The following is a 25,782-nucleotide window of genomic DNA, read 5'->3' on the forward strand; positions in this document are numbered from 1 at the left end:
ACAAGGTCTGTGGCTGGCTTGTAATTTGCAGACATGCCCCAATGATAGCAATATAAGGCCAAAAGCCCGACGTTTGTTTGCGGAGCTGGCGGTGAAATGTAGTACAGATTCCAAAGAGGCATAAATGGAACAGAGCAGTGAAGTAAGCGCCAATTCCCTCGAATTGCCACTATTGCCATTGCGTGATGTAGTGGTGTATCCCCATATGGTTGTTCCCCTGTTTGTTGGCCGGGAAAAGTCGATTGAGGCCCTTGAGGTCGCTATGGCGGCCGATAAGCAAGTCATGCTCGTTGCCCAGAAAGACGCCGGCGAAGACGATCCCAGCCTGGAAGGTATCTACCAGGTGGGCACCATTGCCTCCGTTTTGCAGTTGTTGAAGCTTCCTGATGGAACCGTAAAAGTTCTGGTTGAAGGGTCCAGTCGAGCCTCAATCAGCGCAATGCGTGAAGATGGCAATCACTATCTGGTGGAAGTCGATGCCTTGCCGGTCGATGATATTGAAGAGCGTTCTGCCGACGTTCTTATTCGCACTGCGATGGCTCAGTTTGAGCAATACGTGAATATGAACAAAAAGATTCCCGCAGAGGTCGTCACCTCTCTATCGGGTATCGATGAGCCCGGCCGATTTGCAGATACCATTGCCGCCCATATGACCTTGGAGCTTCCCCAGAAGCAAGAAATTCTGGAAATTGCTGATATTCAGGTGCGCATTGAGCATCTCCTGGCATTAATGGAGGCGGAGTCCGATTTATTCCAGGTGGAAAAACGTATTCGCGGGCGCGTTAAAAAGCAAATGGAAAAGAGCCAGCGCGAGTACTATTTGAATGAGCAAATGAAGGCCATTCAAAAAGAGCTGGGTGATATGGGCGATGAGCCTAATGAGGTAGAAGAGCTCGAGAAAAAAATTGATGAAAGCGGAATGAGCAAAGAGGCCGAGCAAAAGGCCATGTCCGAGCTTTCAAAATTGAAACTGATGTCGCCGATGTCAGCGGAGGCCTCTGTTGTGCGCTCCTATCTGGATTGGATTGTGAATCTGCCGTGGAAAAAACGCAGCAAGGTTCGTCACGATTTGGTGCGCGCAGAAAAAATTCTCAATGATGATCACTATGGCCTTGAAGAGGTAAAAGAGCGCATTCTGGAATACCTCGCCGTTCAAAAACGCGTGAAGAAAATCAAAGGCCCGGTGCTGTGTTTGGTGGGCCCTCCAGGCGTGGGTAAGACTTCATTGGGTGAGTCCATTGCGCGCGCGACGAATCGTGAATATGTACGCATGGCATTAGGTGGTGTGCGAGATGAAGCGGAAATTCGCGGTCATCGTCGAACGTATATCGGCTCGCTTCCAGGCAAACTGGTTCAGAAAATTTCCAAGGCCGGTGTTAAAAACCCTCTGTTTTTGTTGGATGAAATCGACAAGATGGGGATGGACCACCGTGGTGATCCCGCCTCCGCATTATTGGAAGTGTTGGATCCAGAACAGAATAAAGCTTTCAACGATCACTATCTTGAAGTCGACTATGACCTTTCCGATGTCATGTTTGTTTGTACATCAAACTCCATGAACATTCCGGGGCCATTGCTGGATCGTATGGAAGTTATTCGTCTGCCAGGTTACACCGAAGATGAAAAAGTAAATATTGCTGAGCGTTATTTGATTCCCAAGCAAATGAAAGCGAACGGTTTAAAAGAAGCTGAGTTAAGCATCGAGTCCGATGCGGTGCGCGATGTTATTCGCTATTACACTCGCGAAGCGGGTGTTCGCGGCCTGGACCGTGAGGTTGCTAAATTGTGCCGTAAGGTCGTAAAAGAATTGGTAAAAGCGGAAGTCAAAGGCACAGTAAATATTGACGAAAGCAAGCTCGAGCACTATTTGGGGGTTCGTAGTTTCGACTTTGGCGTGGCTGACGAGCAAAACCAGGTTGGGCAGGTGACTGGATTGGCCTGGACCCAAGTCGGTGGTGAGCTGTTAACCATTGAGGCGTCTACCGTGCCCGGTAAGGGACGTATGGTGAAGACGGGTTCACTGGGTGACGTCATGCAGGAATCGATTCAGGCGGCCACCACAGTGGTGCGGGCACGCAGCCAGAATCTGGGTATTTTGCCCGATTTCCATGAGACTTCAGATATCCATATCCATGTTCCCGAAGGGGCGACTCCCAAAGATGGTCCGAGTGCGGGTATTGCCATGGCGACGGCTCTGGTGTCGGTTTATACCAATATTCCGGTTAAAGCCGATGTTGCTATGACGGGTGAAATTACCCTGCGTGGTGAGGTGCTGCGAATTGGTGGTTTGAAAGAAAAACTGCTGGCGGCGCACCGTGGTGGCATCAAAACTGTGGTCATTCCTGCGGGTAATGAGCGCGATTTAAAAGAGATTCCAGACAATATTAAGGCTGATCTCGACATTGTTCCGGTTAAATGGATTGATGAGGTGCTGGATGTGGCCTTGCAGAACTCCCCCAAACCGTACAGTGATGAAGAGTACGCCAAGCTGCGTGAGAAGTTGGCGAATCCTCATAAACAGGCGCAAGCAAAAACCCATTAGGGGTGCTTAAAAAATAATCAGTGTCAATGCCGCAAGCTGAGCCCGGTGTTCATTTGGGGTTCAGTTTGAGTGGCGAAATTCGGTGAATGTGAAGCAATTTGATTATAAATTGCTCGGCTTTGTAAATTTAATAACGCCGTCCTTGACCCGTCCGACGGGGCTTTGGTATAAATCGCTATTCGCTTGCCCCGTGCGGGCTGCTGATAAAAGAAAGAGATTCCAGAACGGGATTCTGAACGGTATAAAGCGTTCTTAGAAACCGTACCGACCGAGTAATGTAAGAGGGGTTATTGTGAACAAATCTGAATTAATCGAAGCTATTGCAGCATCTGCCGACATTCCTAAAGCTGCTGCTGGCCGCGCCTTAGACGCGATGGTAGACAGTGTGACTGGCGCTTTAAAAGAGGGCGACCAGGTTGTATTGGTTGGCTTCGGTACTTTCGCTGTTAAAGATCGTGCTGCGCGTACTGGCCGCAACCCACAGACTGGTGAGCCAATCGAGATTGCAGCGGCTAAAATCCCAAGCTTCAAAGCGGGTAAAGCACTGAAAGACGCTGTTAACTAAGACGAGTGCTTGTCGTTAAACCCCGCGGCCAAAAAACATTCGTTAACAATCAGAGTGTTGGTTTCAGGGTTTAGTTAACAAGAAAGGCGTGCTTATTGAGAGCGCGCCTTTTCTGTTTGTAAAACCTCCATTAAAAGCCACGGTTTGTGGCCAAAATCAAGAAAGAATAAAGCAGGCTTGACCATGATTCAGAGTTTTCGTAACAAGCTTCAAGGAATATTCGCTGTTGTCCTTGTCGTGTTGATTTCAATTCCATTTGTATTATTTGGTGTTGATTCCCTATTTACGACGAACTCGAACCAGGGTGAAGCGGCGCAAGTGGATGGCGAAGCCATTACGGATACCGAGCTGACTCGCGCAATTGCTATGCAGAAGCAGCAAATGGTGAATCGCTTTGGTGATCAGCTGCCAGCTGAATTCCTCACCGACGAGCGCTGGAGAACGCCGGTTCTGGAGCAATTGATTTCTCAGAAACTGGAAATCATTTCAGCGCGCAATAACGGTGTTGCGGTGTCTGATGCTCGCATTGATCAGCTGTTGTTGGCTGAAGAAGCCTTCAAAATTGACGGTAAATTCTCTCCTCAGGTGTACCGACAGCGTCTGGCGAGTTTGGGCTATACCCCAGCCAGTTATAAAAAAGTTCTGCAAGATGAGTTGATTGGTGTTCAGCTGCGTCAGGGGATTAGCCTGACAGCCTTTGCTACCGACGCCGAGTTGACCAGCACTTTGGTACGAGCTGGCCAAACCCGCGATTTCTATTTTGTGACCTTGCCAAAAGATCAGTTTTCGGAAGGTGCTGAGCCTGAGCAGGCCGCCATTGACGCAGAATATGAAAACAACTCAGCGCAATACATGGGCCCTGAGCAAGTAAAAACACAGTTGGTCGCTCTGAGTGTTGATGAGCTGGCCAAGAATATCGATGTCGCTGAAGATGATGTTCGTGCCCAGCACGAACAGGAAATCTCAGTGTTTGAAGGGGCAGAGCGTCGCCGTGCGGCTCACATCCTGCTGGAAGACCTGGGAGAGGGTATCGATCAGGCCAAAGCCGATGAAATCCAAGCCAAGCTTGACGCAGGAGAGGCCTTTGAAGAGCTGGCCAAAACCTACAGTGATGACATCCTGACGGCCGAACAGGGGGGTGATCTTGGTTTTACCGATGGTGAAACCTTCCCTGATGCCTTTGAAGCCGCTTTGGCGAGCATGCAGGAAGGCGAAGTTTCCCAGGCGGTGACCACCGAAGCGGGTGTCCATTTTATTAAGTTGCTTGAAATTGACGCTCCGGAAGCACCTAGCTACGAGTCGATGAAAGACGAAATTCGCGAGCGCTTGGTTCGTGACAAGGCCATGGCAGAATTTGAAGAGCTGGCACCGGAACTGGAAGAGCTGGCCTATAATGCGGACGATTTAAGCGATGTGGCCGCTCAGTTGGGTCTTGAGATGCAAAGCAGTGAATGGTTGAGCCGTTCTGGCGCTGAAGGTCTTCTGGCTCACCCCAAGGTGCTGGAAGCGGTATTCTCGGATCAGGTGCTGAAAGACCGACAAACCAGTGATCCCATTGAGTTGTCGGACACTCAGGTGGCGATTGTGAAGGTTCTGGATTACAAAGCGCCAGCCGTGAAACCTCTTGATGAGGTTAGGGACGAGATTGTCGCTAAGCTTACAGCAGCCACCATTCTGCAGCGCCAGCAAACCGCCGCCAAGGCTCTGGAAGAAGCCGTTGCTGCTGGCGGTGACTTGGAAGCTCTGGCGAAAGAAAAGTCTTTTACCTGGAATGTGGTAATTGCTTCTCGTAAGGATAATTTCAAGGTTGAACAGCAGTTGTTGAAAGCGGCATTTGCCATGAAAGCGACAAGCTTCCCGGCATTTGATGAGTTGTCTTTGGCCAATGGTGACTTGCAGTTGATCCAGTTGAACGGGATTACTGAATTGAGTGCGGCTGAGGTCAATAAGAATGAAAAGCAGCAGCTGTCTTCTCAGCTTGAGCAGGCTGAAGCGCGCAGGGATTTTTCATCCTTCCAAGAGCAGTTGAGGGCCGATGCGGAAATCGAAATTTTCGACAATACCAACAGCATCTAATCGCAATAAAAAAGGCCAGCTTAGCTGGCCTTTTTTATACTCTGGAAAAGCCAATCAGCTTCCCTGACGTTCCTTATACTGGCGAATAATCTGGTTAAAGTTATTTGCCAGTGCCTGCATCTTATCGACCATTGCGTTGTGCTGGCGTGTGTTCAGACGCTTGCAATTCAAGTAATGGTCAGCATCAGCAAGATACTGCTTAACTTCTTTCTTTGCCTTCACCATCTCTGGTGTCACTGCGGTAGCTGGGTCGGGCAGGTGTGGTTCTGATGGTTCGCTGCACGCGCTCCATCCTGGTTGAGAGATCATAATAAATGCGCTAAAGGCAATAGCGGTTGTTGTTTTCTTCATAACGGGCCTCGTTAAATGCTCCTGGAGTCATACATGGCATCCATGCTGCAGATGTTGTTAAACAAATCTTTGCTTAAACAAAAAATAGCAGCTAGTGAGCCCATATCCAGCTTGATTTGGGGTCCGATTGACGAGTGGTAAAACGGCAGATTTTTCGGCGACAAAAGTGACGAAAAGCCAACAACTCAGCGCTTCAGTCGGTTGTTTTTAATGAAGAGGCGATATTTTGGCGCAAGCTTTTGGGTTTGTTTTGGGTCCATTTCTTCGGCCTTTTGAAAGTGTTCAGCCGACTGACTTTTGTCGCCAGATTCATAGTAGGCCTGGGCCAGACGGGTGTGAATAAAGGCCCGTTGTCCACCCGGGCAGTGCAATGCAGAATTCAGGGCTTCAATGCTCTGACTGTAGTTGGAAAGCTTGTAGTAGCTGTCACCTATGGCCGTGAGTACCCAGGCGGCTTGTTGGTATTGCGCTTGGGGCTTTGGCAGCTTCAGCCAGGCCTCGTAAAAGACACGCAAGGCGGCCTCGAAAGATTGCTCATCGTAGAGTTGGTAGCCACGGTCACAGAGCTCTTCAATTTGGTGGGCAATATTGGGTTCCAGGCTCATAGTTTAGCAATTCAATTTTTGTGTCTTTAGTCTTATTTATGAGCAAAAGCCGTTTAAATGCTCTTGGCCTGGGGCTATTGTATTGGCTTTGACGCAACATGCAAAGCGAGCTGAGGTATACTAGCCACGATGCTGAGCATCTGAACCCAGGGTTGTGTTGGTACCCGAAAATCGACAGTGAAGAAATAGGAAGCTAATGAAGTTCATACCCCTGCAAATTCTCGGTTGGCCAAGTCATCTGGTCTTCTTTTCAGCTGCAATGTGCTTACTGTTGCTGTTGTTTTGGCGCTTGTGGCGCAATCGAGTATCTCAGCAGGCTGAAGCGGCACGGCAAATGGAGCTGCAGCAACAGTTCGAGGCCCAAAGAGAGCAGGATCTGGCCAAGCATGACGCCTTGCAATTGCAATTGATGCAATTGGGTAAGGAGTCCGAGCAAATGTTGCTGGAAAATAAGACGTTGGCCGAGGACAAGCATCAGCTGCAACTGCAATCGGTTCAGCAGCAACAGAAATTAGAGATTCTGGAACAGCAGCTTTCTGTTATGCCAGAAAAAGAGCAGCAGTTGGTTCGTTTGCAAGCCAATCTCTCCAGTACCGAAACCAAACTGCAAGAGCAAAAAGAGCATCACCAGTCTCAAATGGCTTTTGTTGAGCAAAGTCGCCAGCAAATGATGGCTCAGTTTGAAGCCCTGTCGGCCAAGATATATGAGCAGCAAGCCAAACGTTTCAATGACGATAGCCAGCAATCTTTGAATCAATTGCTCACGCCATTGAAAAGCCAATTAAGTGAGTTCAAAGCAAAAGTCGAGGCAAGTCACGAAAAAGAAAGTGCTGAACGACATATGTTGGCAGGAAAAATTTCCGAGTTGCAAAAACAAACTCAGCAAATCGGTAATGACGCGATTAATCTGGCGAAAGCGCTGAAAGGTGAATCGAAAACCCAGGGTAATTGGGGTGAACTGGTTCTTGAGCGTTTGTTGGAAGAATCCGGATTGCAGCGTGGGCGGGAATATGAAACCCAGATTTCCCTGCAGACGGCGGAAGGAGATCGGCGTTACCCCGATGTGCTGATTCGATTGCCTCAGGACAAGGATATTGTTATCGATTCAAAAGTGTCCTTGCTCGACTATGAAGCTTATTGCTCATCTGACGATGAGCAAGAAAAAGCGGTGTATTTGAAGAAGCATGTGCAGTCTATTCGCAGCCATGTTTCAGGGCTCAGCCTGAAAGAGTACGAGAAGCTTAAAGGTATTCGAAGCCTGGACTTTGTGTTTTTGTTTGTTCCCGTAGAGGCCGCGTTTATGGCGGCTCTACAGGCGGACAATCGCCTTTTTCAGGATGCTTATAATAAACACATTGTTTTGGTCAGCCCGACCACCCTGATGGCCTCATTGCGCACCGTGGAAAACCTCTGGCGCCATGAGAAACAGCATAAGAATGCCCAGAAAATCGCTGACCAGGCCGGTGCGCTTCACGATCAGTTTGTGCTGATGCTGCAGTCGTTGGAGGATCTGGGCAAACAACTGGATAAAACTCAAACGGCGTACGAACTCACTCGCAAGCGCCTGGCTTCTGGGCGGGGCAATTTGATCAAGCGCAGCCAGGATATTCAGAAGCTCGGGGCGAAAACCAAAAAGTCTCTACCAGACAGTTACCTGGAAGATCTGGACTCTCCTGAAACGGATTCAGTTGCGTCATTAACGGCCATAGAAGGTTCTTTGTCAGACGCTGAAACCCCCTAGCCACGATGCTGTCGGCCTTTACTCTAGCGCTTTCAGCAACGGCACCGGTTTTTCTTTTGGTGCTGCTGGGGCTTGTGCTGAAATACTTCAAATTCCTCGATGATGCCTTTGTAGGAAAGGCATCTGAACTGGTTTTTTATCTTTTTCTCCCCTGTTTGTTCTTTTTCACTCTTTTGGATGCCGACATTGCAGGCTTTCTCTCTCCGACCCTCAGTCTGAGTTTATTGCTGTTTACCGTAGGTTTTTACCTGTTCCTTGAGCTGTTGGTAAAGCTTGTGCCAGCACTAAAATCATGCGCTGGTGAATTCTGTCAATCCAGTTTTCGCAGCAACTTGGCGTTCATCGGCCTGTCTTTTTGTGCTGGGGCATATGGTGAAGAAGGGCTGGCCAGGGCCGCGGTTATCGTCGCGTTTCTGACCATCACTTATAATATTTTGTCGGTGATCACGCTGGAGAAACATCTGTCGGCGTCCTCCCGTAGCTCCATATGGGCATTGATTCGGCGAATTGCCAAAAACCCTCTGATTATCGCCATTGTCAGCGGTATGGCGTGCAATCCCGTGTCAGATTGGGTGCCTGATTTTGTCAAAACGAGCGGTGATTATTTGGCTCAAATTACCTTGCCGTTGGCTTTATTGTGTATCGGGGCCAGCTTGAGCTTAAAGCCCAGGGCGGAGTCTCGTTATGGGCTTGTCCTGGGTCTGGTGGTGTTTTTTAAGTTGATACTGATGCCAGCTCTGGCGGTTATGCTGGTTTGGTATTTGGGCTACTCGGACATGGACGTTGGGATCACATTTTTGTTGCTGTCTGCCCCGACTGCCAGTGCAAGTTTTGTGATGGTGGCTGCAATGGGGGGAGATGCTCGATTAACCGCAAACTTTATTGCAGCAACGACGATAGGTTCTTTGTTTAGTGTCAGTATTGGGCTTACTTTGATTAACCTGTATCTCGTCACCAGCTAAACACTGGGACGATTTTCTGCTCGATTTATGACACAATACTGGCCGGTTTTCTTTTATTTTCCCTGTGTCTAACGACTGCATTTACGGTTTCTTTTCATGTCTGTTTTAGCGATTCTCTTGTTTGTTGCTGTTTTGGTTGTTCTGGCTCTGGCCGCTTATGCGCTGTATTTGCATTGGCAGTTACGAAAACAGGAGCAGCGCCGAAAAGTCCAGTTGAAAGCCCTTCAGGTCGAGGCCGATAAGCAGCGCGACCGCATCAACAAAAGCATTCAGGTTATTGCTGCCGCAATGGGGAGTGATCAGATGACTTTGACCGAAGGGGCAATGCGTCTTTCTGTTCTTTTGCAAAGTCTTGGGCTCTCCGAGGAGGCCTTAACGCCGTATTCCTCTCTCTTTAAGCTGGCTGAAGCAACGGCGCATATTCCAATTCTTGATGAATGGAAAAAACTTCCACTGAAGCAGCGCCTGGCTTTTGATCAGCAACGTGAGGCGCTGGAAGCGGATTATCAAGAGCTGGTTATGGACTCCGCCAGACAGTTGATCAATAAGAACTTTTAAAGCCCTCAATTGGGGTCATTTCAACGCTTGCTGAGCCAAACACCGCACTCGATATGATGGGTGTAGGGGAATTGGTCAAACAGGGCAAACCGTTCTATTTTGTGGCTGTTACACAGTGTGTCTAGATTGCGTGCCAGGGTGTCCGGGTTGCAAGAAATGTATAGGATATTGTCAAAGCCAGCGACCATTTTCTCGGTGTCTTCATCGAGACCAGCACGTGGTGGATCGACCAGCACTGTGCTTAATTCATAGCTGTTCAAATCGATACCTTCCAGTCGTCGGAAGCTTCGAACCCCAGCCATAGCCTGGCTAAATTCTTCCGCACTCATGCGGGCGATTTGAATATTGCGGGTATTGTTAAGGCGCATGTTTTCCTGAGCAGATTTTACTGAGGTTTTTGAGATCTCAGTGGCTAGCACCTTATCGAAACACTGGGCCAGAGGAATGGTGAAGTTGCCATTCCCGCAATAGAGCTCAATGAGATGGCCCTGGCTTGAGTGGCAGCAATCCATCGCCCATTCAATCATCTTTTCACAAATACTTGCATTGGGTTGCGTGAACGAACTCTCCACCTGTTGATAGCGAAACTCTTTGCCATTGATGTTCAAGGTTTCAAAGACATGATCTCGGCTGAGCACCAGTTTCTGTTTTTTACTGCGACCCATGATGCTGCAGTTGAGGGTGTCCTGAAGTTTTTTTGCTTCCTCTTGCCATTGTTCATCCAAGGCTTTGTGGTAAATCAGGGTGATTAAACCATCACCCGCTTGGGTGCAGAGAAACTCAATTTGGAAAAGCTTGCGTTTGAGTACTTCGCTGGCATTGAGCTGAGGAAGGAGGGCTGTCATCAATTCGTTGAGGTATTCGGACGCGACAGGAAAGCTCTCGATAATATAGGGCTTTTTGTACTCTCCCTGTGCATACATGGCGTAATGAAGTTGATCACCTTCATGCCAGGCTTTAAATTCGGCGCGCTGACGATAATGACTGGGCTCGGATGGGAAAACTTCCACAGGGGGAAGATCAAAAGGAGCAAAATCGGCCTCTATCCGCTGCTGCTTTTCCAGAAGTTGTTCCTGGTAGCGCTCGGGGTGGACTAGATGGACTGACATTGCCGTACTCTCGTATTCATTCGCAGATCAAAAGGAGGCGGGATTATACATGCATGTTGCGGTATTGGCATGCATCTGAGGAGCAGGCCTCAAATCATCCAGCGGTCAAAGGGAATCACTTCAATGTCTTCCCCAGCGGCGATGTCACCACGCTCGCGTTCAATTTTGATGTAGCAGTTGGCGGCGGCCAGAGTACTGAGCATTCCCGAGCTTTGTTGGCCGAAAACCTCCAGCTGTAACTGGCCATCAGGGCTGTATGTCAACACGCCCCGTTGGAAATCCGTCCGCCCAGGACGCTTTCTGATGGCTCGTGGGGCGGCCATTCGCAGGCTCATGCCGGATTCTGACAGCTCGCCATTCAGCTTGCAGAGGCAGGGTAGAGCCAGCTGGTGGAAGGTGATGGCCGCTGAGCTGGGATTGCCCGGCAGGCCGAAGAAAGGAACCCCTTGAACACGGCCAAAGGCAAAGGGTTTACCGGGTTTGATTGCCAGTTTCCACATGTCAACCTGACCCACCTTGGCAAGAACATTCTTGGTATGGTCGGCGTCGCCCACGGAGACCCCGCCACTGCATACGATGGCATCGGCCGCGCCGGCGGCTTGAAGAAACGCCTGTTCCAAGGCTACGGGGTCGTCTTTGATAATGCCGAGGTTTAAAACCTTCATGCCAAGCCTCTGTAGCATGCTTTGTACTACGAAGCGATTGCTTTCATAAATGCAACCCGCATCGAGAGGCTCGCCAGGGGAGCGCAGCTCGTCACCACTGGCAAATAGAGCAACCGTCAGGGGTTTATACACCTGAACTTCGGCTACACCCAGAGACGCCAGAACGCCGAGTTTGGCGGGGCTCAGGCGTTGACCTTGTTTAAGAACTGAATCCCCTTTGGAGATGTCATTTCCTCGCCGGCGAATATTATTGCCTGGGCTGACCGATTTCTCGATACGTACCGTCTCTCCGTCCAACGAGCATTGCTCTTGCATGATCACGGCATTACAGTCACTTGGGACCTCGGCGCCGGTCATGATTCGAATGCACTCGCCGGCAGCGACGGCTCCCTGATGGGATTGGCCAGCGAACGCTTGTCCTATTACCTTAAACTCCTGTCCCGTCTCGGCCTGTTCGGTGTCAATGTTCAGGGCATAACCGTCCATTGCTGAGTTATCAAACCCTGGCACGTCGATACTGGAATGGATATCTTCCGCCAGAACACAATCCAGAGCGCCTTGGATCGGGCGATGTTCAGGACGACTTAAGGGGGTAACAGAGTTCAGGAGCTCGGTGAGGGCTTCTTCAAGGGGTTTCAGGCTGGGGGCCTCGCAAGTAATATCGCTGGAGGACATAAGGTATTCGGCTCGAGTAAAATAAAAGCCATAGTAGCAGAAATTAAAAACGTAGCCTTTGTTTAAATAGGACGGACCTATTGTCAAAGTGACGGCGTTGGAAACAGTGGAGTTGAATCTCATGTGGGTGCAAAAGGAAATCAGTTTACGGGCCAGGTCGCGGGGGTTTCATTTGATTACTCCGGAAGTGCTTGCAGGGTTACCTGAGTTGACCAGTATTGACATGGGGCTGCTGCATGTGTTCATTCGCCACAGTTCCGCTTCGTTAACCTTGAACGAAAATGCGGATCCGACCGTGCGGCAGGATTTCGAAAGCTATTTCAATCGCGCCGTGAAAGAAGACGAGCCTTATTACCGTCATACCTATGAAGGCAGTGATGACATGCCGGCACACATTAAAAGCAGTTTGCTGGGATCCAGTGTGTCGATACCCGTGGCTGATGGGGAATTATTGCTGGGAACCTGGCAGGGGATTTATCTGGGGGAACATCGTGACCAGGGTGGAAGCCGACAGCTGATTCTGAGCTTGCAAGGGCAGTCTCGATAGGCTTCAACGGTTTGAGAGAGCAGGGAGTCGGAAATAAATTGGCTTCACAAGCAATTTAGGGGTTTCGGCAAGCCAGCCACTTTGCTGGCGAGTTTAGCCGGGCTGCCTGGAAAAAGACGCATAAAGTAAATGCTGTTGCCTTTTTCTTTGCCCAGTTTGTTGGCGGCCTGCTTGACCATAATGCGCATGGCAGGCGACTGTTCAAACTCTTCGTAGAAGTCACGCAAGAGCGCAATGATTTCCCAGTGGGCGTCGTTCAGTTCCAGAGATTCCTCGGCGGCCAAGGCGAGGGCGATGTCTGTGCTCCAGTCATCGACATTGAGAAGGTAGCCTTCATTGTCTCGGTCCAAATCCGCGAGCGTGCTCATGATCAGCTCCAGTTCGGACTGTTTTTATATTGGGTGCTCAGGGTGACCCAGGCATCGTAATCAATTAATTCGACCAGCGTGCGGTTGAGTTGTACGCCTCTGGCTTCGCAATCGACTTGCAGGGCATAACAGCGAACGCCGTTTTCGTTCAGTGTTTTCAGCTTGTCTTCTTGCAGGGCGAGGGCAACACCGTCGGCGTAAAACACAATCGCGTCATCACATTGGCACAGTGCCTGGCAATGTTGCCATGGGTCGGAGTTCGCGCTGTTGAGAATATGTAAACTGCTCATTTATAAACTCATGCAGATATCTTGAGCTTGCAAGTATTTAGCAAGGGTAGGTGCATCCACGATGTTTGCGGCGGCGCAGAGGTTCTCGCTTTTCAGTCCAAACTCTTCGATGGCGCTGTCGAGTGCGTAAATATTTTCGATGTCGTAAAGCTCGAGCATGCTCAATAATTTGCCGTGATTTTTTTGTTCAATGCTGCTGGGATCTTGTTCGTCCTTGAGCTGCAAAACACCAGCGCCCAGAAATACTAAGCTGATGTTCTGATCGAAGGCGGCAGAGGCCAGAGCGACATCGATCAACTCGCGGGCTTTGCTGCTGCCGTAAGGCGCGTGGTGACAAATCAGCGCGATACTTTTTGATTTCGGCTGGCTCATTTCAACTAAAGGTCATTGTGCGGTCGGACAGCACAGAGGCTTCCACCAGTTGTCCAAGGCCGCTGACAATAAACGGTTTCTGAATATTGCTTGCGGGTTTGTCGTAGCGTTTGGCTTCTTCTTCATTGAGCAAGCCGCGGCGTACGGCTGCGGCAATACAGACCACCAGTTCAATATGATGTGTCTCGGCGAATTCGCGCCAGAGCTGCTCCATGTTGTTTTCATCACTGGGTGGACTCAGTAGGCGGTTGGCGTTGTACACGCCTTCACCGTAGAAGAACACCCGTTCTATCTCATGTTCCTGCCGCAATAGGGCCTCGCAAAAGCGCAATGCGCTGAGGCTGCTCTGGGAGCTGGGAGGGGCCGAGATATTGATGAGGTATTTCATGGGAGGGATTTTCGCAAATTATGAATGAAATGCCCATAAAAAAGCCCAGCAGAGCTGGGCTTTTTTGCAATCGTGGGGAGAGGTTTAGTCGTCGCCCATGATTCCGGTAATGCTCAACAGCGAAACAAAGATGTTGTACAGCGATACGTACAAGGTCACAGTCGCAGAGATATAGTTGGTTTCGCCGCCGTGGATAATATTGCTGGTCTGCCACATGATCATGCCAGAAGACAGCAGCAGGAACATGCAACTTACTGCCAGAGCCAGGCCTTGAATCTGCAGGAAGACATTGGCGATACCGGCGATGAAAGCGATCAGGATGCCTGTCATTAAAAAGCCGCCCATAAAGCTCATGTCTTTCTTAGTGATCAGGACATAGGCTGACATGGCGAAGAAGATGGTCGCGGTTCCACCCAGAGACAACAGGATGGGCTCCATGCCGCGTACGGCCAGGAACGTCGCGAGAATAGGACCAATAGAGGCGCCCATCCAGCCAGTGAATGCAAAGGTCCAGAAAATGCCCGAACCGTTGTTTTTGTTCTTCTCAACCATCCACAGAAGGCCGAAGAATGGGATTAGGTTCCAGAGACCCAAGTAAGGCATGTTGAAGGCCATTGCCAAGTACGCAGTGACCGCACTGAAGGCGAGTGTCATGGCCAGCAGAGCGTAGGTGTTACGCAACACCTTACTGACTTCAAAACTGCTGTTTTGAGCCTGAGCGTTGGTATAGATTTCTTGCATGGATATTCTCCTTGGGTATCAATACTGGTCTTTCTCAGTAGACCTGATAAGGCTTAATGATAGGGTAGCTGGCGGTGAAGTTCTAGCCCCAATTGGCGTTAAGTTATGCTAAAAAACCGTTGGCTTTTCAAGGGCTTGTCATATTCACATGGCCAGTCCCACACAGGACCACATTGTTTTGGACACAAAAAAACCCTGATAAGTTCGCACCTATCAGGGTTTTGCAATTCGATGGCGGTGGGGCAGGGATTCGAACCCTGGGAGCTATTACACTCAACGGTTTTCAAGACCGCCGCTTTCGACCACTCAGCCACCCCACCGGAAGGCCGCTATTATACATAGGGAGGTCATGAGTACAAGATGCTAAACCGTTATTTTTTATAGAAAAAAGGCCATTGTTCGAAAAGAACAATGGCCTGTTGAGGCTTTTTAATCAATGTGGCTGTTTTTTAGCTGGCCTTGGGACCACGAGGGTCATTGGCGGCGCGCGCTAATGGGCGAGGATCGTGATTCACCGGCGAAGGTTGCGCGGTGTCGAGAGCCATCGCGATGTAAGCTTTTGCTTGCACTGATTTTACTTCGACCTTAACGGGTTGCGGGTTTTGGCGAGGGTCGTTGTTCGGGCGGCTGAATTGACGTTCCGCCTGGGCCCCGGTTTCGACTTTCTCTTCTACGGCAACTGCTTCGGTTTCTTCGTTCGCAGCAGGGGCGTCGGCGACGGCTACATCAGATTCAACGTTTTGATCGTCTGAATGTTCAGCCGTGTCGAAGTTGATTTCCACCTGGGTTTCCTTGCGGGTGGATACGTCTGGGGCCGCGCTCGTGGTTTCGGCTGTTGCCTCTTCACTGGCTTGCTCAGGTTCTTCGCTTACGCCTGCTTCGGTAGCCGGTTCATTCGTGTCTTCGGTTGTGGCCTCAGCTTGAGGTGCTGTTTCCTCAGAAGTGCCGTTTGCAAGTTCATTTGAGGGCTTGCTGTTCAGTTCTTCATCTGCACGAATCTTGGCGTCAATGGCAGCGGCCAGTTGTTGTTCCAGCTCAGCATTGATTTGCTCATTGTTGTCATTGTCATTGTCAGCGGCCTGCTCAACAGGAGCCGTTTCTTGCTGCTCTGTGTTGACCTGTGCTGCTTTGCTGTCGTCCTGGGTATCGGCCAGGGCAGCAACTGCGCTTGCCGCAGCCAGAGCACCTGCCGCAACGGCGGCGCTGCTGTTGTCTGCGGGTTCCGCTTCAACTGCTTTGGTTTCCTTGGCAGCTTGAGGCTTGGCGGGCTTTTGAGGCGCTTTGTCCGTGTTAGCTGTTTCTTTTACGGCCTCTTCGGCCGTCGCTTGAGTCTGCTGCTCGGTCGAGGTGTCGTTGTTGCGGTTTTCACCTTTACCTCGGCGGCGCTGTTGCGGGCGACCACGGCGGTTGCTTGGACGCTTGGCAGGGCGATTTTCATCGTTGCTGCTTTCGTCTTTGCTTTTGTCATTCTCGTTGCTGTTTGCCGCTTTATTGTTTTCGTTGCGTTCGTTGCGGTCATTGTTTCGACCACGGCGATTGCGGCGGTTTCCACGACCTTCGCTGTTGCGTTCTTGTTGGCGATCACCGTTTTCCGCTTCAGGACGATCCTGTTGGCGGTTATTCTTATCGCGGTTTTTATTGCGATTGTTCTCACGGTTATTTTCGCGATTGCTATCGCCTTTCGCATCGCGGTTGCCATCACGATTGTTTTCGCGGTTTTTACCTTGGGCATTGCGGTTGCGGTTATTGCGATTGCGGTTGCGGTTGTTTTGATTGCCGCGACCTTTGCGTTTGTTGTTGGTGGATTTTTTCTTGTCTTTGTCGTCCTCGCTGCTGAACAAGCCGGCGATAGCGCCGAATAATTTGCTGAGCAGACCCGGTTCTTTCTTCTCTTCGACCTTAGGAGCCGGCTGGCTAGGTGCCACAAACTGCACGGCGGGTTGATTGGCGGGCGCGGCCGCTTTTTCCGCTGGCTTGGAGGTTTCTTCCGGTGCTTCTTCGTTGCCGGTGGTGATTTTGTAGCTGGTTTCAATGGTCACTGCTTCGTCGTCACGCAGGCGTTGAACGTCGAAGTGTGGGGTGACCATTTCAGCGTTGGGCACGATCACAACGCGAGTGTCATTGCGTTGTTCAATAGCCCAGATGGCGGAGCGCTTCTCGTTCAAGAGATAGGTCGCTACCGCAACCGGTGCGATGGTACGAATTTCAGCGCTGCGCTCTTTCTTGGCTTCTTCTTCTACCAAACGAAGGATCGACAGGGCGAGGGATTTGGTGCCACGAATGGTGCCTTGACCGCTACAGCGTGGACACACCTTGGAGGTGGTTTCACCCAGAGAAGGACGCAGGCGTTGGCGCGACATTTCCAGCAGGCCGAAGCGCGAGATGCGGCCAACCTGTACACGGGCTCGGTCCATTGCGAGGGCTTCGCGCATGCGGTTTTCAACTTCACGTTGATTGCGTGCCGGCTGCATATCAATAAAGTCGATAACGACCAGGCCACCCATGTCACGCAGTCGCAACTGACGGGCAATCTCATCGGCCGCTTCCAGGTTAGTCTGCAGGGCAGTCTCTTCAATGTCGCCGCCCTTGGTGGCGCGAGAAGAGTTAATATCGATGGAGATCAGTGCTTCGGTTACATCAATAACGATAGAGCCACCGGAAGGCAGTTTCACTTCACGTTCAAAGGCGGTCTCGATCTGGCTTTCAATCTGGTAGCGATTGAACAGAGGAATATCGTCTTCGTAGAATTTGATTTTGCTGTGATAGTTGGGCATGAAGTGTGAAATAAACACTTGTACCAACTCATAGGCTTCGCGGTTATCAACGACTACTTCGCCAATGTCCGGGCGTAGATAGTCGCGAATCGCACGAATGATCACATTGCTTTCCTGGAACAGGAAGGCCGGCGCGACTTCGTTGTCGGCTTCGGTTTTCAGTTTGCTCCACAGATTGAGCAGGTTATCCAGGTCCCATTGCAATTCTTCTGAGCTGCGACCTACACCCGCGGTACGGACGATGATGCCCATGCCGGAGGGAACTTCGATAGAAGACAGAGCCTCGCGCAGTTCGCTACGATCATCACCGTCGATACGGCGAGAGATGCCGCCAGCGCGTGGGTTGTTTGGCATTAACACCAGATAACGACCCGCCAGACTCACAAATGTGGTCAGTGCGGCACCTTTATTGCCACGTTCTTCTTTTTCAATCTGAACGATGACTTCCATGCCTTCTTTAACCACATCTTTGATTTTGATGCGGCCATCGATATCTTTTGGCTGTTTTAGGAAGTATTCGCGGGAAATTTCTTTCAGGGGAAGGAAGCCGTGTCTTTCGGCGCCGTAGTCGACGAAGGCCGCTTCCAGGCTGGGTTCGATTCGGGTGATTTTACCCTTGTAGATGTTTGCTTTCTTTTGTTCGCGAGTGCGATTTTCAATGTCGAGATCGTACAGCCATTGGCCGTCTACCAGTGCTACGCGCAGCTCTTCTGGCTGGGTAGCGTTAATTAACATTCTCTTCATGGTGTTCCTACCATTGCGACGCAGGGCATTGGCAGAACTGGGGACGAGGGGCTATTGGCAGCATTCATAATGCAGCGGCTGTAATAGCCGTGCTGCGGGCAATAGTGTTTTCTGACACAGACTTCGTGCCGGAAGTTTAGGCGGGTTTATCGTTTCGCATTGCAGCTGGACTGCATGTTATCTGGGCTGAGCCCATATAACCAGGCTAACAGTTAAACCAAAAGAGAGACCTCGAGGCCGTAGCCTAAATGTGGGGTCTGCTCGTTTTCTCAATTCCTAAACGTCTTCGCTGATGCCTAAAAGTGGCAATCACACTTATTTGCCAGGGGTGGCCCTCAGTTGGGCAGTTCCAGTGGCTTTTTGTTTCTGTTGCCTGCTTTACGGCAGTCATCAGCGTATAAAAACTTCGTCAACAGTTCTACGCAGCGCCTCGCGCTGTTACTTCATTTTCTATCCGTTTGAGTGTGCTCTGGCAGGGACTCCGGGATAGGCCTAAGACAATCTGCTTGTGCAGTTGTCGCTGTTGAATATCTTGCAGCGGCTTACAGCCTGCTGCCTGGCTCATAACGGAGCCCGGTTTGGCGGTATTTTCTTGGGGTGTCTGGCGCCAATCTATGCCTGCTTATGCCCAGTAGGGGCTTAAATCGTCTTTTATGCCAGTCTGATACTCATTGGATCAGACCGCTGTGGCTTAATGGCACTCTATATACACGGCATATACGCGATATAAATGTAGCACAGCCACGGAACAGGCGCGCCGGACTTGTCCGAAAACCAGCCCAAACTGCCCGGCGAGTATAGCGGCAAGGCGGTAGGGCTGCAAATCAATTGCCGGGAGTCGGGCGGAATCTGGTAGAATCGCCAGCTTTTCCCGGCCTGAGGACTGAATTGTCATCGAATTCATCCATATATTTTGGATTCCAGGCGCCAAGGGATTTTTTGAGCTGAAAAGACGAGGGACAGAGTGAGTCCGGTAGATAACGCTGATATTGGCCGCAAGGTGGTATTGCTTGAGGTGGATGCCGACCAGGCAGGTCAGCGAGTGGATAACTTTTTGGCGGCTCGCTTGAAAGGGGTGCCGCGTTCGCGTCTTTATCGTTTGTTGCGAAAAGGTGAGGTGCGGGTAAATAAGAAGCGCATCAAGCCCGAATACAAACTTGCCCCAGGCGATGTGGTGCGAATTCCACCCGTGACCGTGAAAGCGCAGGAGCCCAAGGGGGCTGTGAGCCAGTCCATGGGGCGCTTATTGGAGCAATCCATATTACTGGAGCTGCCGGGCTTATTGGTCGTGAACAAGCCCGCGGGTTTGGCGGTGCACGGTGGCAGCGGGGTGAATTTGGGTTTGATCGAGTCGCTGCGACAATTGCGCCCGAATGATCGCTATCTGGAATTGGTGCATCGTCTCGACCGTGATACCTCGGGTTGTATTCTCATCGCTCGCAAGCGCAGCATGTTGAGATATTTACAGGAAGAGTTGCGCCAACGGCGGAATATCCAGAAGTACTATCAGGCCCTGGTGCTCGGTCAGTGGTCGAAAAGAAAGCATGTGGTGGATGCACCACTATTAAGGTTGGAGTCTCCGGGGGGCAATCGAATTGTAAAAGTCTCTCCCGACGGCAAACCCAGTCGAACCGAATTTAAAGTTCTGCGACGTTTCGAAGGTTTCAGCTTGGTGCAGGCGAAACCTGTGACCGGGAGAACCCATCAAATTCGCGTGCATGCCCAATCGCAACATTGCCCTTTATTGGGCGATGAAAAGTATGGCGATGATGACGTTAACCAGCGTATGCGAAAACAGGGGTTTAAGCGTTTGTTTCTGCACGCGGCTGCATTGGAATTTACTTTGCCGGACGAAGATGAAGCTCGTCGAGTTGAGGCTCCGCTGTGGCCTGAGTTGGCTGAGCCTCTGGCAATGCTGAAAGAGATACCTTTATAGCCTGTCTTATAAAGGTATAAACAACTGTGATTAAAGGAAGCCTTTAATGCTGTGTATTTTTGACTGGGACGGCACCTTAAGCAATTCTGCCGATAAAATTGTGAGTTGCATGCAGTTGGCGGCGAACGATGCCAAGCTTCCAGAGTTGCCGGGAACGGAAGTTCAGAAAATTATTGGATTGGGCTTGCCGGAGGCGATCAGTACCCTGTATCCCGAAGGCAATCCATCCCAGTGGGATACCATGCGCGAAATGTACTCCAGTCATTATATTAAAGCTGATCAGGTACCTGCGCCTATGTTTGCTGGTGTGCTTGAAGGCTTAGACAGGTTGAAAGGCGAGGGCTTTACGTTAGCCGTTGCCACCGGTAAAAGTCGTCGCGGTTTGGATCGGGTGTTGGGGCGTTTAGGTATGGAAGGGTATTTTCACGGCAGTCGCTGTGCAGACGAAACCCGATCAAAACCTCACCCTTTGATGCTGGAAGAATTGCTCTCTCAATTTGATCGTTCAGCGGGCGATGCGGTGATGGTCGGTGACACCAGCTTTGATCTGGCGATGGCAGAAGCGATAGATATGCCAAGAATTGGTGTGAGCTACGGCGTTCATGAAACCGATGTTTTGCATCAGCACAGCCCTGATCTGATGGCAGATCATTTCACCGAAGTGGTGGAATGGATTATGGAGAAAGGCCCGAAGGTCTGATCGAGTTGGGTCTATATCAGGCCTGCTGTGGCGCAGGCCTGAGGATGTCTCCGCTAGTTGGCCAGCGGGTCTATGTTCTCTTTTATCAGCATGTCGGTCAGCAGAATCAATGGCAGTCCGATCAAGCTGTTGGGGTCATCGCCTTCCAGTTTTGAGAAGAGGGCAATCCCCAATCCTTCCGACTTAAAGCTGCCCGCGCAATCGTAGGGTTGTTCTTTGTTTAGATACGCCTCGATTCGAGATTCCGATAATTCCCGAAAATGCACGCGAAAGCGGGCCAGGTTAATCTGGCGGCTTTGATTGTGAGTATTCAACAGGCATAGGCCGGTAAAGAACTCTACGGTTTGTCCACTGAACGACAGCAGCTGTTCGCGGGCTCGTTGGTGAGTCCCGGGCTTGCCAATAATGCGATCTTGAAAGCAGGCAAGCTGATCGGAGCCAATGATCAAGCTGGACGGGTATTTGTCGGACAAAGCCTGCGCTTTTTGAGTGGCCAGGCGTTGGACCAGATCGGTGGGGGATTCGCCCGGTTGTGGGCGCTCATCGATATTGGGGCTGTCCTGTACAAAGGGGATATCCAGCTTGGCGAGAAGCTGCCCCCGATAGGGGGAGCTGGACGCTAACACAAGCGATTTCATAGGGTTTATCCTGGCATTAAAAGTCCGATTTTAAGGCATTGTTGTCGGGACTTTGCGGGAAATTGAAAAAAAACGGCCAATGCCCATAAAATCAGGGGTTTAGAGCGAATTTTTCTTTGACAGGATGGCCTCTCATCCCTATCATTGCGCGCTTATGTTGAATGCCCCCTCCTCAAAGATTTTGCCGAGGCAGGTAGACCCTCGTAAATTTGCCCAGCAAGGTATTGAATTACAAGGGAATATCCCCCTCGAGGCTCTGGATCGGTTAGCCCAAATCGCCGCTGGTGATGAAGCTGTCATCGACGCTGAGCTACACTTCGAGGTGGATGATCAGCGCCATCGTATATTGCGAGGTCAAATCAGCGCTAAATTGCAGCTGACGTGCGAGCGATGCATGGAGCCCTGTGATCAACATATTGAAGGCAGCCTGGCCCTGGGGATTGTTTGGGATGAAGACCGAGCAAAAAATTTACCCAGAAGTCTGGATGCTTGGATCGCCCCCGAGGGCGTATCCGATATTTACGAGGTGATCGAAGAAGAGATTCTTTTGAGTATTCCGATGGCGGTTTACCATGATCATCAATGTGTCGACTTGGCTCATTATTCCGCAGGGGATGATGATGCTTCTGATGAAACAGCGGAAGCAGAAGCTGAGCGGCGAAATAACCCGTTTCAAGTTCTGGAGCAACTTAAGGGCTCGCCGAAATAACGAGGCGCCCCGGTTCCAGTAAATAGTTAAGGAGCTATCATGGCTGTTCAAAAAAGTAAAAAGACTCGTTCACGTCGCGGTATGCGTCGCTCTCACGATGCCCTGAGCGGACCAACTTTGTCTGTTGATCCAACCAGCGGCGAGAAGCACCACCGCCACCACATCACTGCCGACGGTTTCTACCGTGGCCGTAAAGTGATCGACACTGGCTCCGAAGACTGATTCTTCGACGCGCTGCGCGCTAGTCGTTGATATTCTGACGCCATTTAATCAGGATGAGTATCATCCTCTGCTATAGGCGCTGAATAGATTGACTGATTCAATTCGATTAGCGGTTGACGCTATGGGCGGGGACTTAGGTCCCCGCGTTGCGTTAAACGCCGCTTATTCCCTGGCCAATGATCGAGCGCTGGAATGCCAGCTGTATGGCCCTTTCGATGTGTTGGCCGAATTCGCCCCTATCTCCCTGAGCGATTCAAACGAAACCCCTTGTGTCCACGAGTTGGATAACGGCTCACGTATGGTGTATCACCATGCTCCTGAAGTTGTCACCATGGAAGATCGGCCCAGCCAGGCCTTGCGCCATAAGCAACAGTCCTCCATGTGGTTGGCGGTTGACGCCGTGCGCGCCGGGGCAGCCGATGCTGCGATCAGTGCCGGCAATACCGGTGCTTTGATGGCCATGGGGCGACACTTGCTGAAAACCTTCGTGGGTATTGATCGTCCCGCCATTGCGAAATCCATTCCGACGGCCAAAGCCGATTGTCTGATGCTTGATTTGGGCGCCAGTGTGAAGTGCGACAGTGAGCATTTGATTCAAAATGCCCTGATGGGCTCAGTCTTTATGGAATCGGTGGCGGGGGTCGAAAATCCCCGAGTGGCTCTGCTGAATATTGGTTCGGAAGAGATCAAGGGCAACGAACAAATTCGTTTGGCGGCCGCCAATTTGCAGGCTAATGAGGCTCTGAACTTTATCGGTTATATCGAAGGTGATCAGATCTATCGTGGCGATGCGGATGTGGTGGTCTGCGATGGTTTTGTCGGGAACGTCGCCTTGAAAGTAAGCGAGGGGGTTGCCCAGCTGATGGTGCAGGAAATGCGTGAAGCTTTCGTCAGCAGTTGGTATGGTCGCATTGTTGGCCGATTTGCCCGGCCATTGTTACGCAAATGGCGGCGTCAGTTCGATCCGGATCGTTATAATGGCGCCAGTTTCCTGGGCTTGCAGGGGCCCGTGATTAAAAGTCATGGTGCGGCGGATGAGCTCGCCTTTCGCAGTGCGCTGGAATTGGCCTGTGAGCAAGTGAACAGCCAGGTGGCCGGCCGTATTTACCGGCGTTTTGAACAAGAACCGTTTTAATGTTTGCTCGGCTCGAGTTGGGCAGATATGAGTAAAAGACAATAGTTGATAACAAGCTAAAAGGTAGCGTTATGGTGCAATCTAATTTGGCCTTTGTATTTCCCGGCCAGGGCTCCCAGAAAATTGGCATGCTGGCAGATTTGGCCGCTGAGTATCCTGTGGTTCAGGAAACGTTTGCAGAAGCCTCTGATGTTCTTGGTTACGATTTGTGGGATTTGTTGCAAAACGGCGAGCAGGATGCAATTAACATGACCGAGCGCACCCAGCCTTTGTTGCTGACGGCGAGTGTTGCCTGCTGGCGAGTGTTCAGTGCCAATAAAGAGATTCGCCCTGCGTTGATGGCCGGCCACAGTCTCGGCGAATGGTCTGCCCTGGTTTGTGCCGAAGTGCTTGCCTTTAAAGACGCTGTGCGTCTGGTGCAGCAGCGCGGCAAATTTATGCAGGAAGCCGTACCCGCTGGAGAAGGTGCTATGGCAGCCATTATTGGTCTTGATGATGAGGCGATTAAAGCGGCGTGTGAAGAAGCATCGGCCGACGGTGTGGCATCGGCGGTTAACTTCAATTCTCCAGGGCAAGTAGTGATTGCCGGTAGCAAAGCGGCAATCGATCGCGCGATTGAACTGTGTAAAGAGGCCGGAGCCAAGCGAGCCATGCCGTTGCCGGTTAGTGCGCCGTTCCATACTGAATTGATGAGGCCAGCGGCAGAGCGTTTGGCGGAACAAATTGAAGCCACGCCGTTCCAAGCTCCTGCAACCCCAGTGGTTCACAATGTTCATGCTCAGACTGAAACCGATCCGGCGAAAATCAAAGCCTTGATGATCGAGCAGATATACAGTCCAGTATTGTGGGTAGACTGCGTTAAGGCCATGAAAGAGGCGGGTGTTGAACAAGCTGTCGAGTGTGGTCCAGGAAAAGTGCTGGCAGGATTAGTGAAGCGTATTGATAAGAGTATTTCATCGCAGGGCCTTGAGACCGCTGCTGACGTTGAAGCCCTTTCGGTATAACCGTTGAAAAACCTTGCCGCTGGCGGCGGCAGGGCGATCGAAGAAACAGGAAGCAAATATGAGTATTGCGGGAAAAATTACCTTGGTTACCGGTGCCAGTCGTGGCATTGGTGCGGCAATTGCCGATGACCTGGCCGCCCAGGGCGCGGTTGTTATTGGCACAGCGACCAGTGAATCCGGCGCTGAAAAAATCACCGCACGATTGGCAGAAAAGGGCGTGCAGGGCAAAGGCATGGTCTTGAATGTCACCGAGGCTGATTCTATTGCCGGTTTGATCAAAGCCATCAATGATGAATTTGGTGCTGTTGAGATTCTGGTTAATAACGCGGGGATTACGAAGGATAACCTCCTGATGCGCATGGGCGAGGATGAGTGGTTTGATGTGATCAACACGAACCTCAGCGCCATTTACCGCCTGAGCAAAGCGTGTTTACGCGGCATGATGAAGGCTCGTTGGGGGCGTATCATCAATGTGAGCTCGGTGGTGGGTTCGATGGGGAATGCTGGTCAGTCCAACTATGCGGCATCAAAAGCCGGTGTTGCTGGTTTTGCCCGTTCTTTGGCCAAGGAGATCGGTTCCCGTGGTATTACAGTGAATACTGTGGCTCCAGGCTTTATCGACACCGATATGACCAAGGTGCTCGAGGAAAACCAAAAAGAACTGATGCTGTCTCAGATTGCTCTGGGGCGATTGGGTAAACCTGAGGAAATTGCAGGTGTCGTGAGCTTTCTGGCGAGCGATGCAGGCGGCTATATTACTGGCGAGACCCTGCAGGTAAATGGCGGCATGTATATGGCCTAAATGCCCCGTGCAGCCATCACATTTTTGCGTAAAATAGCGAAAATAGAGTGCTTTTGATGGCTGCTTTATTAGGCTTTCTGAAGTCTAAGTTGTTGTTATATAAGAGTATTTTTTAAAAATTTACAAAATTTGGTAAGATCCGTTACAACTGGGCGTAAATCCATGTAAAATGCGCGCTCGTGTTGGCCGGAGCTTAATTTGAGCCGTGACCGAACAACCGTTATTTTGTTCGCTCTTGCAATAGATGCAGTTCAAAGTAATTTTATAGTTATTACAGAGCGGCTAAACCGACGTAGACCACTAGGAGTTGAAAAACGTTATGAGCAGCATTGAAGAACGCGTAAAAAAGATCGTTGCTGAGCAACTGGGCGTTAAAGAAGAAGAAGTAAAAACTGAAGCCTCTTTTGTTGAGGATCTGGGAGCGGACTCTCTGGATACCGTAGAGCTGGTTATGGCGCTGGAAGAAGAGTTTGAAACCGAAATTCCAGACGATGAAGCGGAAAAGATTACTACTGTTGAGCTGGCCATCAAGTACATCAACGAAAACCTGGCTTAATTAGAGC

Annotated in this window: 25 protein-coding genes, 1 tRNA gene and 1 pseudogene; 15 read left to right on the forward strand and 12 right to left on the reverse strand. The window is 50.6% G+C overall.

The annotated features are described in order from the left end of the window. Nucleotides 1-124 precede the first annotated feature (124 nt). The 3 genes and pseudogenes from lon to ABWW03_RS07650 all read left to right on the forward strand — a co-directional run bounded on the left by lon (nt 125) and on the right by ABWW03_RS07650 (nt 5,183). The gene (gene lon / locus ABWW03_RS07640) at nt 125-2,542 is read left to right on the forward strand and encodes an endopeptidase La (RefSeq protein ID WP_353407451.1); all 2,418 of its coding nucleotides are present in this window, start codon (nt 125-127) and stop codon (nt 2,540-2,542) included. A gap of 271 nt (nt 2,543-2,813) precedes the next feature. Further along, nucleotides 2,814-3,107 (forward strand): annotated as a pseudogene (locus ABWW03_RS07645) (HU family DNA-binding protein); the annotation flags it as partial. A gap of 183 nt (nt 3,108-3,290) precedes the next feature. Next, complete coding sequence (locus ABWW03_RS07650; RefSeq protein ID WP_353407452.1) at nt 3,291-5,183, forward strand: SurA N-terminal domain-containing protein; 1,893 nt, start codon at nt 3,291-3,293, stop codon at nt 5,181-5,183. A 54-nt stretch (nt 5,184-5,237) separates the two neighbouring features. Here the strand turns inward: ABWW03_RS07650 and ABWW03_RS07655 are convergent, their stop codons facing one another. Further along, nucleotides 5,238-5,534 (reverse strand): hypothetical protein, encoded by a 297-nt coding sequence (locus ABWW03_RS07655; RefSeq protein WP_353407454.1) that lies wholly within the window; start codon nt 5,532-5,534, stop codon nt 5,238-5,240. Between the two features lie 185 nt (nt 5,535-5,719). Further along, nucleotides 5,720-6,139: a tetratricopeptide repeat protein gene (locus ABWW03_RS07660; RefSeq protein WP_353407455.1), complete on the reverse strand. Its 420-nt coding sequence runs from the start codon at nt 6,137-6,139 to the stop codon at nt 5,720-5,722. Between the two features lie 196 nt (nt 6,140-6,335). Here ABWW03_RS07660 and rmuC point away from each other — a divergent pair, with 196 nt between their 5' ends. From rmuC to ABWW03_RS07675, 3 genes are all read left to right on the forward strand, one after another. After that, complete coding sequence (rmuC, locus tag ABWW03_RS07665) at nt 6,336-7,880, forward strand: DNA recombination protein RmuC (RefSeq protein ID WP_353407456.1); 1,545 nt, start codon at nt 6,336-6,338, stop codon at nt 7,878-7,880. A gap of 5 nt (nt 7,881-7,885) precedes the next feature. After that, a complete protein-coding gene (locus ABWW03_RS07670; protein WP_353407457.1) occupies nt 7,886-8,842 on the forward strand; it encodes an AEC family transporter in 957 nt (318 codons plus the stop codon). 96 nt (nt 8,843-8,938) lie between these two features. After that, on the forward strand, nt 8,939-9,400 hold the full coding sequence (locus ABWW03_RS07675; RefSeq protein WP_353407459.1) for a DUF2489 domain-containing protein: 462 nt from the start codon (nt 8,939-8,941) through the stop codon (nt 9,398-9,400). Between the two features lie 20 nt (nt 9,401-9,420). On the opposite strand, the gene trmA is transcribed toward ABWW03_RS07675, so the two are convergent. Further along, entirely contained in the window at nt 9,421-10,509 is a 1,089-nt protein-coding gene (gene trmA, locus ABWW03_RS07680; protein WP_353407460.1) for a tRNA (uridine(54)-C5)-methyltransferase TrmA, read from the reverse strand. Between the two features lie 89 nt (nt 10,510-10,598). Continuing rightward, nucleotides 10,599-11,849 (reverse strand): molybdopterin molybdotransferase MoeA, encoded by a 1,251-nt coding sequence (moeA, locus tag ABWW03_RS07685; protein WP_353407461.1) that lies wholly within the window; start codon nt 11,847-11,849, stop codon nt 10,599-10,601. Nucleotides 11,850-11,970: 121 nt separating this feature from the next. Here moeA and ABWW03_RS07690 point away from each other — a divergent pair, with 121 nt between their 5' ends. After that, nucleotides 11,971-12,396, forward strand: a complete 426-nt coding sequence (locus tag ABWW03_RS07690; protein ID WP_353407463.1) for a secondary thiamine-phosphate synthase enzyme YjbQ — start codon at nt 11,971-11,973, stop codon at nt 12,394-12,396. 44 nt (nt 12,397-12,440) lie between these two features. On the opposite strand, the gene ABWW03_RS07695 is transcribed toward ABWW03_RS07690, so the two are convergent. From ABWW03_RS07695 to rne, 7 genes are all read right to left on the reverse strand, one after another. After that, a complete protein-coding gene (locus ABWW03_RS07695) occupies nt 12,441-12,764 on the reverse strand; it encodes a TusE/DsrC/DsvC family sulfur relay protein (protein ID WP_353407464.1) in 324 nt (107 codons plus the stop codon). 2 nt (nt 12,765-12,766) lie between these two features. Beyond that, entirely contained in the window at nt 12,767-13,054 is a 288-nt protein-coding gene (tusB, locus tag ABWW03_RS07700) for a sulfurtransferase complex subunit TusB (protein ID WP_353407466.1), read from the reverse strand. Beyond that, nucleotides 13,055-13,426: a sulfurtransferase complex subunit TusC gene (gene tusC, locus ABWW03_RS07705; protein ID WP_353407467.1), complete on the reverse strand. Its 372-nt coding sequence runs from the start codon at nt 13,424-13,426 to the stop codon at nt 13,055-13,057. A gap of 1 nt (nt 13,427) precedes the next feature. Continuing rightward, nucleotides 13,428-13,814, reverse strand: a complete 387-nt coding sequence (gene tusD / locus ABWW03_RS07710) for a sulfurtransferase complex subunit TusD (protein ID WP_353407468.1) — start codon at nt 13,812-13,814, stop codon at nt 13,428-13,430. 84 nt (nt 13,815-13,898) lie between these two features. Then, nucleotides 13,899-14,555: a Bax inhibitor-1/YccA family protein gene (locus tag ABWW03_RS07715; protein ID WP_353407469.1), complete on the reverse strand. Its 657-nt coding sequence runs from the start codon at nt 14,553-14,555 to the stop codon at nt 13,899-13,901. A gap of 232 nt (nt 14,556-14,787) precedes the next feature. Further along, nucleotides 14,788-14,875 (reverse strand) — tRNA-Ser (locus tag ABWW03_RS07720). Nucleotides 14,876-15,004: 129 nt separating this feature from the next. After that, nucleotides 15,005-18,073, reverse strand: a complete 3,069-nt coding sequence (rne, locus tag ABWW03_RS07725) for a ribonuclease E (protein ID WP_353407470.1) — start codon at nt 18,071-18,073, stop codon at nt 15,005-15,007. A 988-nt stretch (nt 18,074-19,061) separates the two neighbouring features. Between rne and rluC the strand changes: the two genes are divergently transcribed. Then, a complete protein-coding gene (gene rluC, locus ABWW03_RS07730; protein WP_435372747.1) occupies nt 19,062-20,009 on the forward strand; it encodes a 23S rRNA pseudouridine(955/2504/2580) synthase RluC in 948 nt (315 codons plus the stop codon). 46 nt (nt 20,010-20,055) lie between these two features. Further along, nucleotides 20,056-20,709: an HAD-IA family hydrolase gene (locus ABWW03_RS07735; protein WP_353407472.1), complete on the forward strand. Its 654-nt coding sequence runs from the start codon at nt 20,056-20,058 to the stop codon at nt 20,707-20,709. A 53-nt stretch (nt 20,710-20,762) separates the two neighbouring features. Here the strand turns inward: ABWW03_RS07735 and ABWW03_RS07740 are convergent, their stop codons facing one another. Further along, nucleotides 20,763-21,347 (reverse strand): Maf family protein, encoded by a 585-nt coding sequence (locus tag ABWW03_RS07740; protein WP_353407473.1) that lies wholly within the window; start codon nt 21,345-21,347, stop codon nt 20,763-20,765. A 154-nt stretch (nt 21,348-21,501) separates the two neighbouring features. Here ABWW03_RS07740 and ABWW03_RS07745 point away from each other — a divergent pair, with 154 nt between their 5' ends. The 6 genes from ABWW03_RS07745 (at nt 21,502) to acpP (ending at nt 25,775) form a co-directional block, all read left to right on the forward strand. Continuing rightward, nucleotides 21,502-22,056 (forward strand): YceD family protein, encoded by a 555-nt coding sequence (locus ABWW03_RS07745; protein WP_353407474.1) that lies wholly within the window; start codon nt 21,502-21,504, stop codon nt 22,054-22,056. A gap of 39 nt (nt 22,057-22,095) precedes the next feature. Further along, nucleotides 22,096-22,278: a 50S ribosomal protein L32 gene (rpmF, locus tag ABWW03_RS07750; protein ID WP_166847084.1), complete on the forward strand. Its 183-nt coding sequence runs from the start codon at nt 22,096-22,098 to the stop codon at nt 22,276-22,278. A gap of 88 nt (nt 22,279-22,366) precedes the next feature. Continuing rightward, nucleotides 22,367-23,413 carry a phosphate acyltransferase PlsX gene (plsX, locus tag ABWW03_RS07755; protein WP_353407475.1) on the forward strand — a complete coding sequence of 349 codons (1,047 nt, stop codon included), beginning with the start codon at nt 22,367-22,369 and terminating at the stop codon, nt 23,411-23,413. 71 nt (nt 23,414-23,484) lie between these two features. Next, entirely contained in the window at nt 23,485-24,417 is a 933-nt protein-coding gene (gene fabD, locus ABWW03_RS07760; RefSeq protein ID WP_353407476.1) for an ACP S-malonyltransferase, read from the forward strand. A 58-nt stretch (nt 24,418-24,475) separates the two neighbouring features. Then, nucleotides 24,476-25,219, forward strand: coding sequence for a 3-oxoacyl-ACP reductase FabG (fabG, locus tag ABWW03_RS07765; protein WP_353407477.1), 744 nt, complete (start codon nt 24,476-24,478; stop codon nt 25,217-25,219). 319 nt (nt 25,220-25,538) lie between these two features. After that, nucleotides 25,539-25,775, forward strand: coding sequence for an acyl carrier protein (gene acpP / locus ABWW03_RS07770; RefSeq protein WP_353407479.1), 237 nt, complete (start codon nt 25,539-25,541; stop codon nt 25,773-25,775). The last annotated feature ends 7 nt before the right edge of the window (nt 25,776-25,782 follow it).

The organism is Pseudoteredinibacter isoporae (genome assembly GCF_040372805.1).
Taxonomy (GTDB): Bacteria; Pseudomonadota; Gammaproteobacteria; order Pseudomonadales; family Cellvibrionaceae; genus Pseudoteredinibacter; species Pseudoteredinibacter isoporae_A.

Coding starts and splice junctions, on each gene's coding strand:
- ABWW03_RS07650 (WP_353407452.1), top strand. CDS start 3,291: ATGATTCAGAGTTTTCGTAACAAGCTTCAAGGAATATTCGCTGTTGTC.
- ABWW03_RS07660 (WP_353407455.1), bottom strand. CDS start 6,139: ATGAGCCTGGAACCCAATATTGCCCACCAAATTGAAGAGCTCTGTGAC.
- ABWW03_RS07715 (WP_353407469.1), bottom strand. CDS start 14,555: ATGCAAGAAATCTATACCAACGCTCAGGCTCAAAACAGCAGTTTTGAA.
- tusC (WP_353407467.1), bottom strand. CDS start 13,426: ATGAGCCAGCCGAAATCAAAAAGTATCGCGCTGATTTGTCACCACGCG.
- rne (WP_353407470.1), bottom strand. CDS start 18,073: ATGAAGAGAATGTTAATTAACGCTACCCAGCCAGAAGAGCTGCGCGTA.
- tusB (WP_353407466.1), bottom strand. CDS start 13,054: ATGAGCAGTTTACATATTCTCAACAGCGCGAACTCCGACCCATGGCAA.
- fabG (WP_353407477.1), top strand. CDS start 24,476: ATGAGTATTGCGGGAAAAATTACCTTGGTTACCGGTGCCAGTCGTGGC.
- ABWW03_RS07690 (WP_353407463.1), top strand. CDS start 11,971: ATGTGGGTGCAAAAGGAAATCAGTTTACGGGCCAGGTCGCGGGGGTTT.
- ABWW03_RS07740 (WP_353407473.1), bottom strand. CDS start 21,347: ATGAAATCGCTTGTGTTAGCGTCCAGCTCCCCCTATCGGGGGCAGCTT.
- lon (WP_353407451.1), top strand. CDS start 125: ATGGAACAGAGCAGTGAAGTAAGCGCCAATTCCCTCGAATTGCCACTA.
- ABWW03_RS07745 (WP_353407474.1), top strand. CDS start 21,502: ATGTTGAATGCCCCCTCCTCAAAGATTTTGCCGAGGCAGGTAGACCCT.
- ABWW03_RS07735 (WP_353407472.1), top strand. CDS start 20,056: ATGCTGTGTATTTTTGACTGGGACGGCACCTTAAGCAATTCTGCCGAT.
- tusD (WP_353407468.1), bottom strand. CDS start 13,814: ATGAAATACCTCATCAATATCTCGGCCCCTCCCAGCTCCCAGAGCAGC.
- rmuC (WP_353407456.1), top strand. CDS start 6,336: ATGAAGTTCATACCCCTGCAAATTCTCGGTTGGCCAAGTCATCTGGTC.
- ABWW03_RS07675 (WP_353407459.1), top strand. CDS start 8,939: ATGTCTGTTTTAGCGATTCTCTTGTTTGTTGCTGTTTTGGTTGTTCTG.
- fabD (WP_353407476.1), top strand. CDS start 23,485: ATGGTGCAATCTAATTTGGCCTTTGTATTTCCCGGCCAGGGCTCCCAG.
- ABWW03_RS07695 (WP_353407464.1), bottom strand. CDS start 12,764: ATGAGCACGCTCGCGGATTTGGACCGAGACAATGAAGGCTACCTTCTC.
- acpP (WP_353407479.1), top strand. CDS start 25,539: ATGAGCAGCATTGAAGAACGCGTAAAAAAGATCGTTGCTGAGCAACTG.
- ABWW03_RS07670 (WP_353407457.1), top strand. CDS start 7,886: ATGCTGTCGGCCTTTACTCTAGCGCTTTCAGCAACGGCACCGGTTTTT.
- rpmF (WP_166847084.1), top strand. CDS start 22,096: ATGGCTGTTCAAAAAAGTAAAAAGACTCGTTCACGTCGCGGTATGCGT.
- ABWW03_RS07655 (WP_353407454.1), bottom strand. CDS start 5,534: ATGAAGAAAACAACAACCGCTATTGCCTTTAGCGCATTTATTATGATC.
- trmA (WP_353407460.1), bottom strand. CDS start 10,509: ATGTCAGTCCATCTAGTCCACCCCGAGCGCTACCAGGAACAACTTCTG.
- moeA (WP_353407461.1), bottom strand. CDS start 11,849: ATGTCCTCCAGCGATATTACTTGCGAGGCCCCCAGCCTGAAACCCCTT.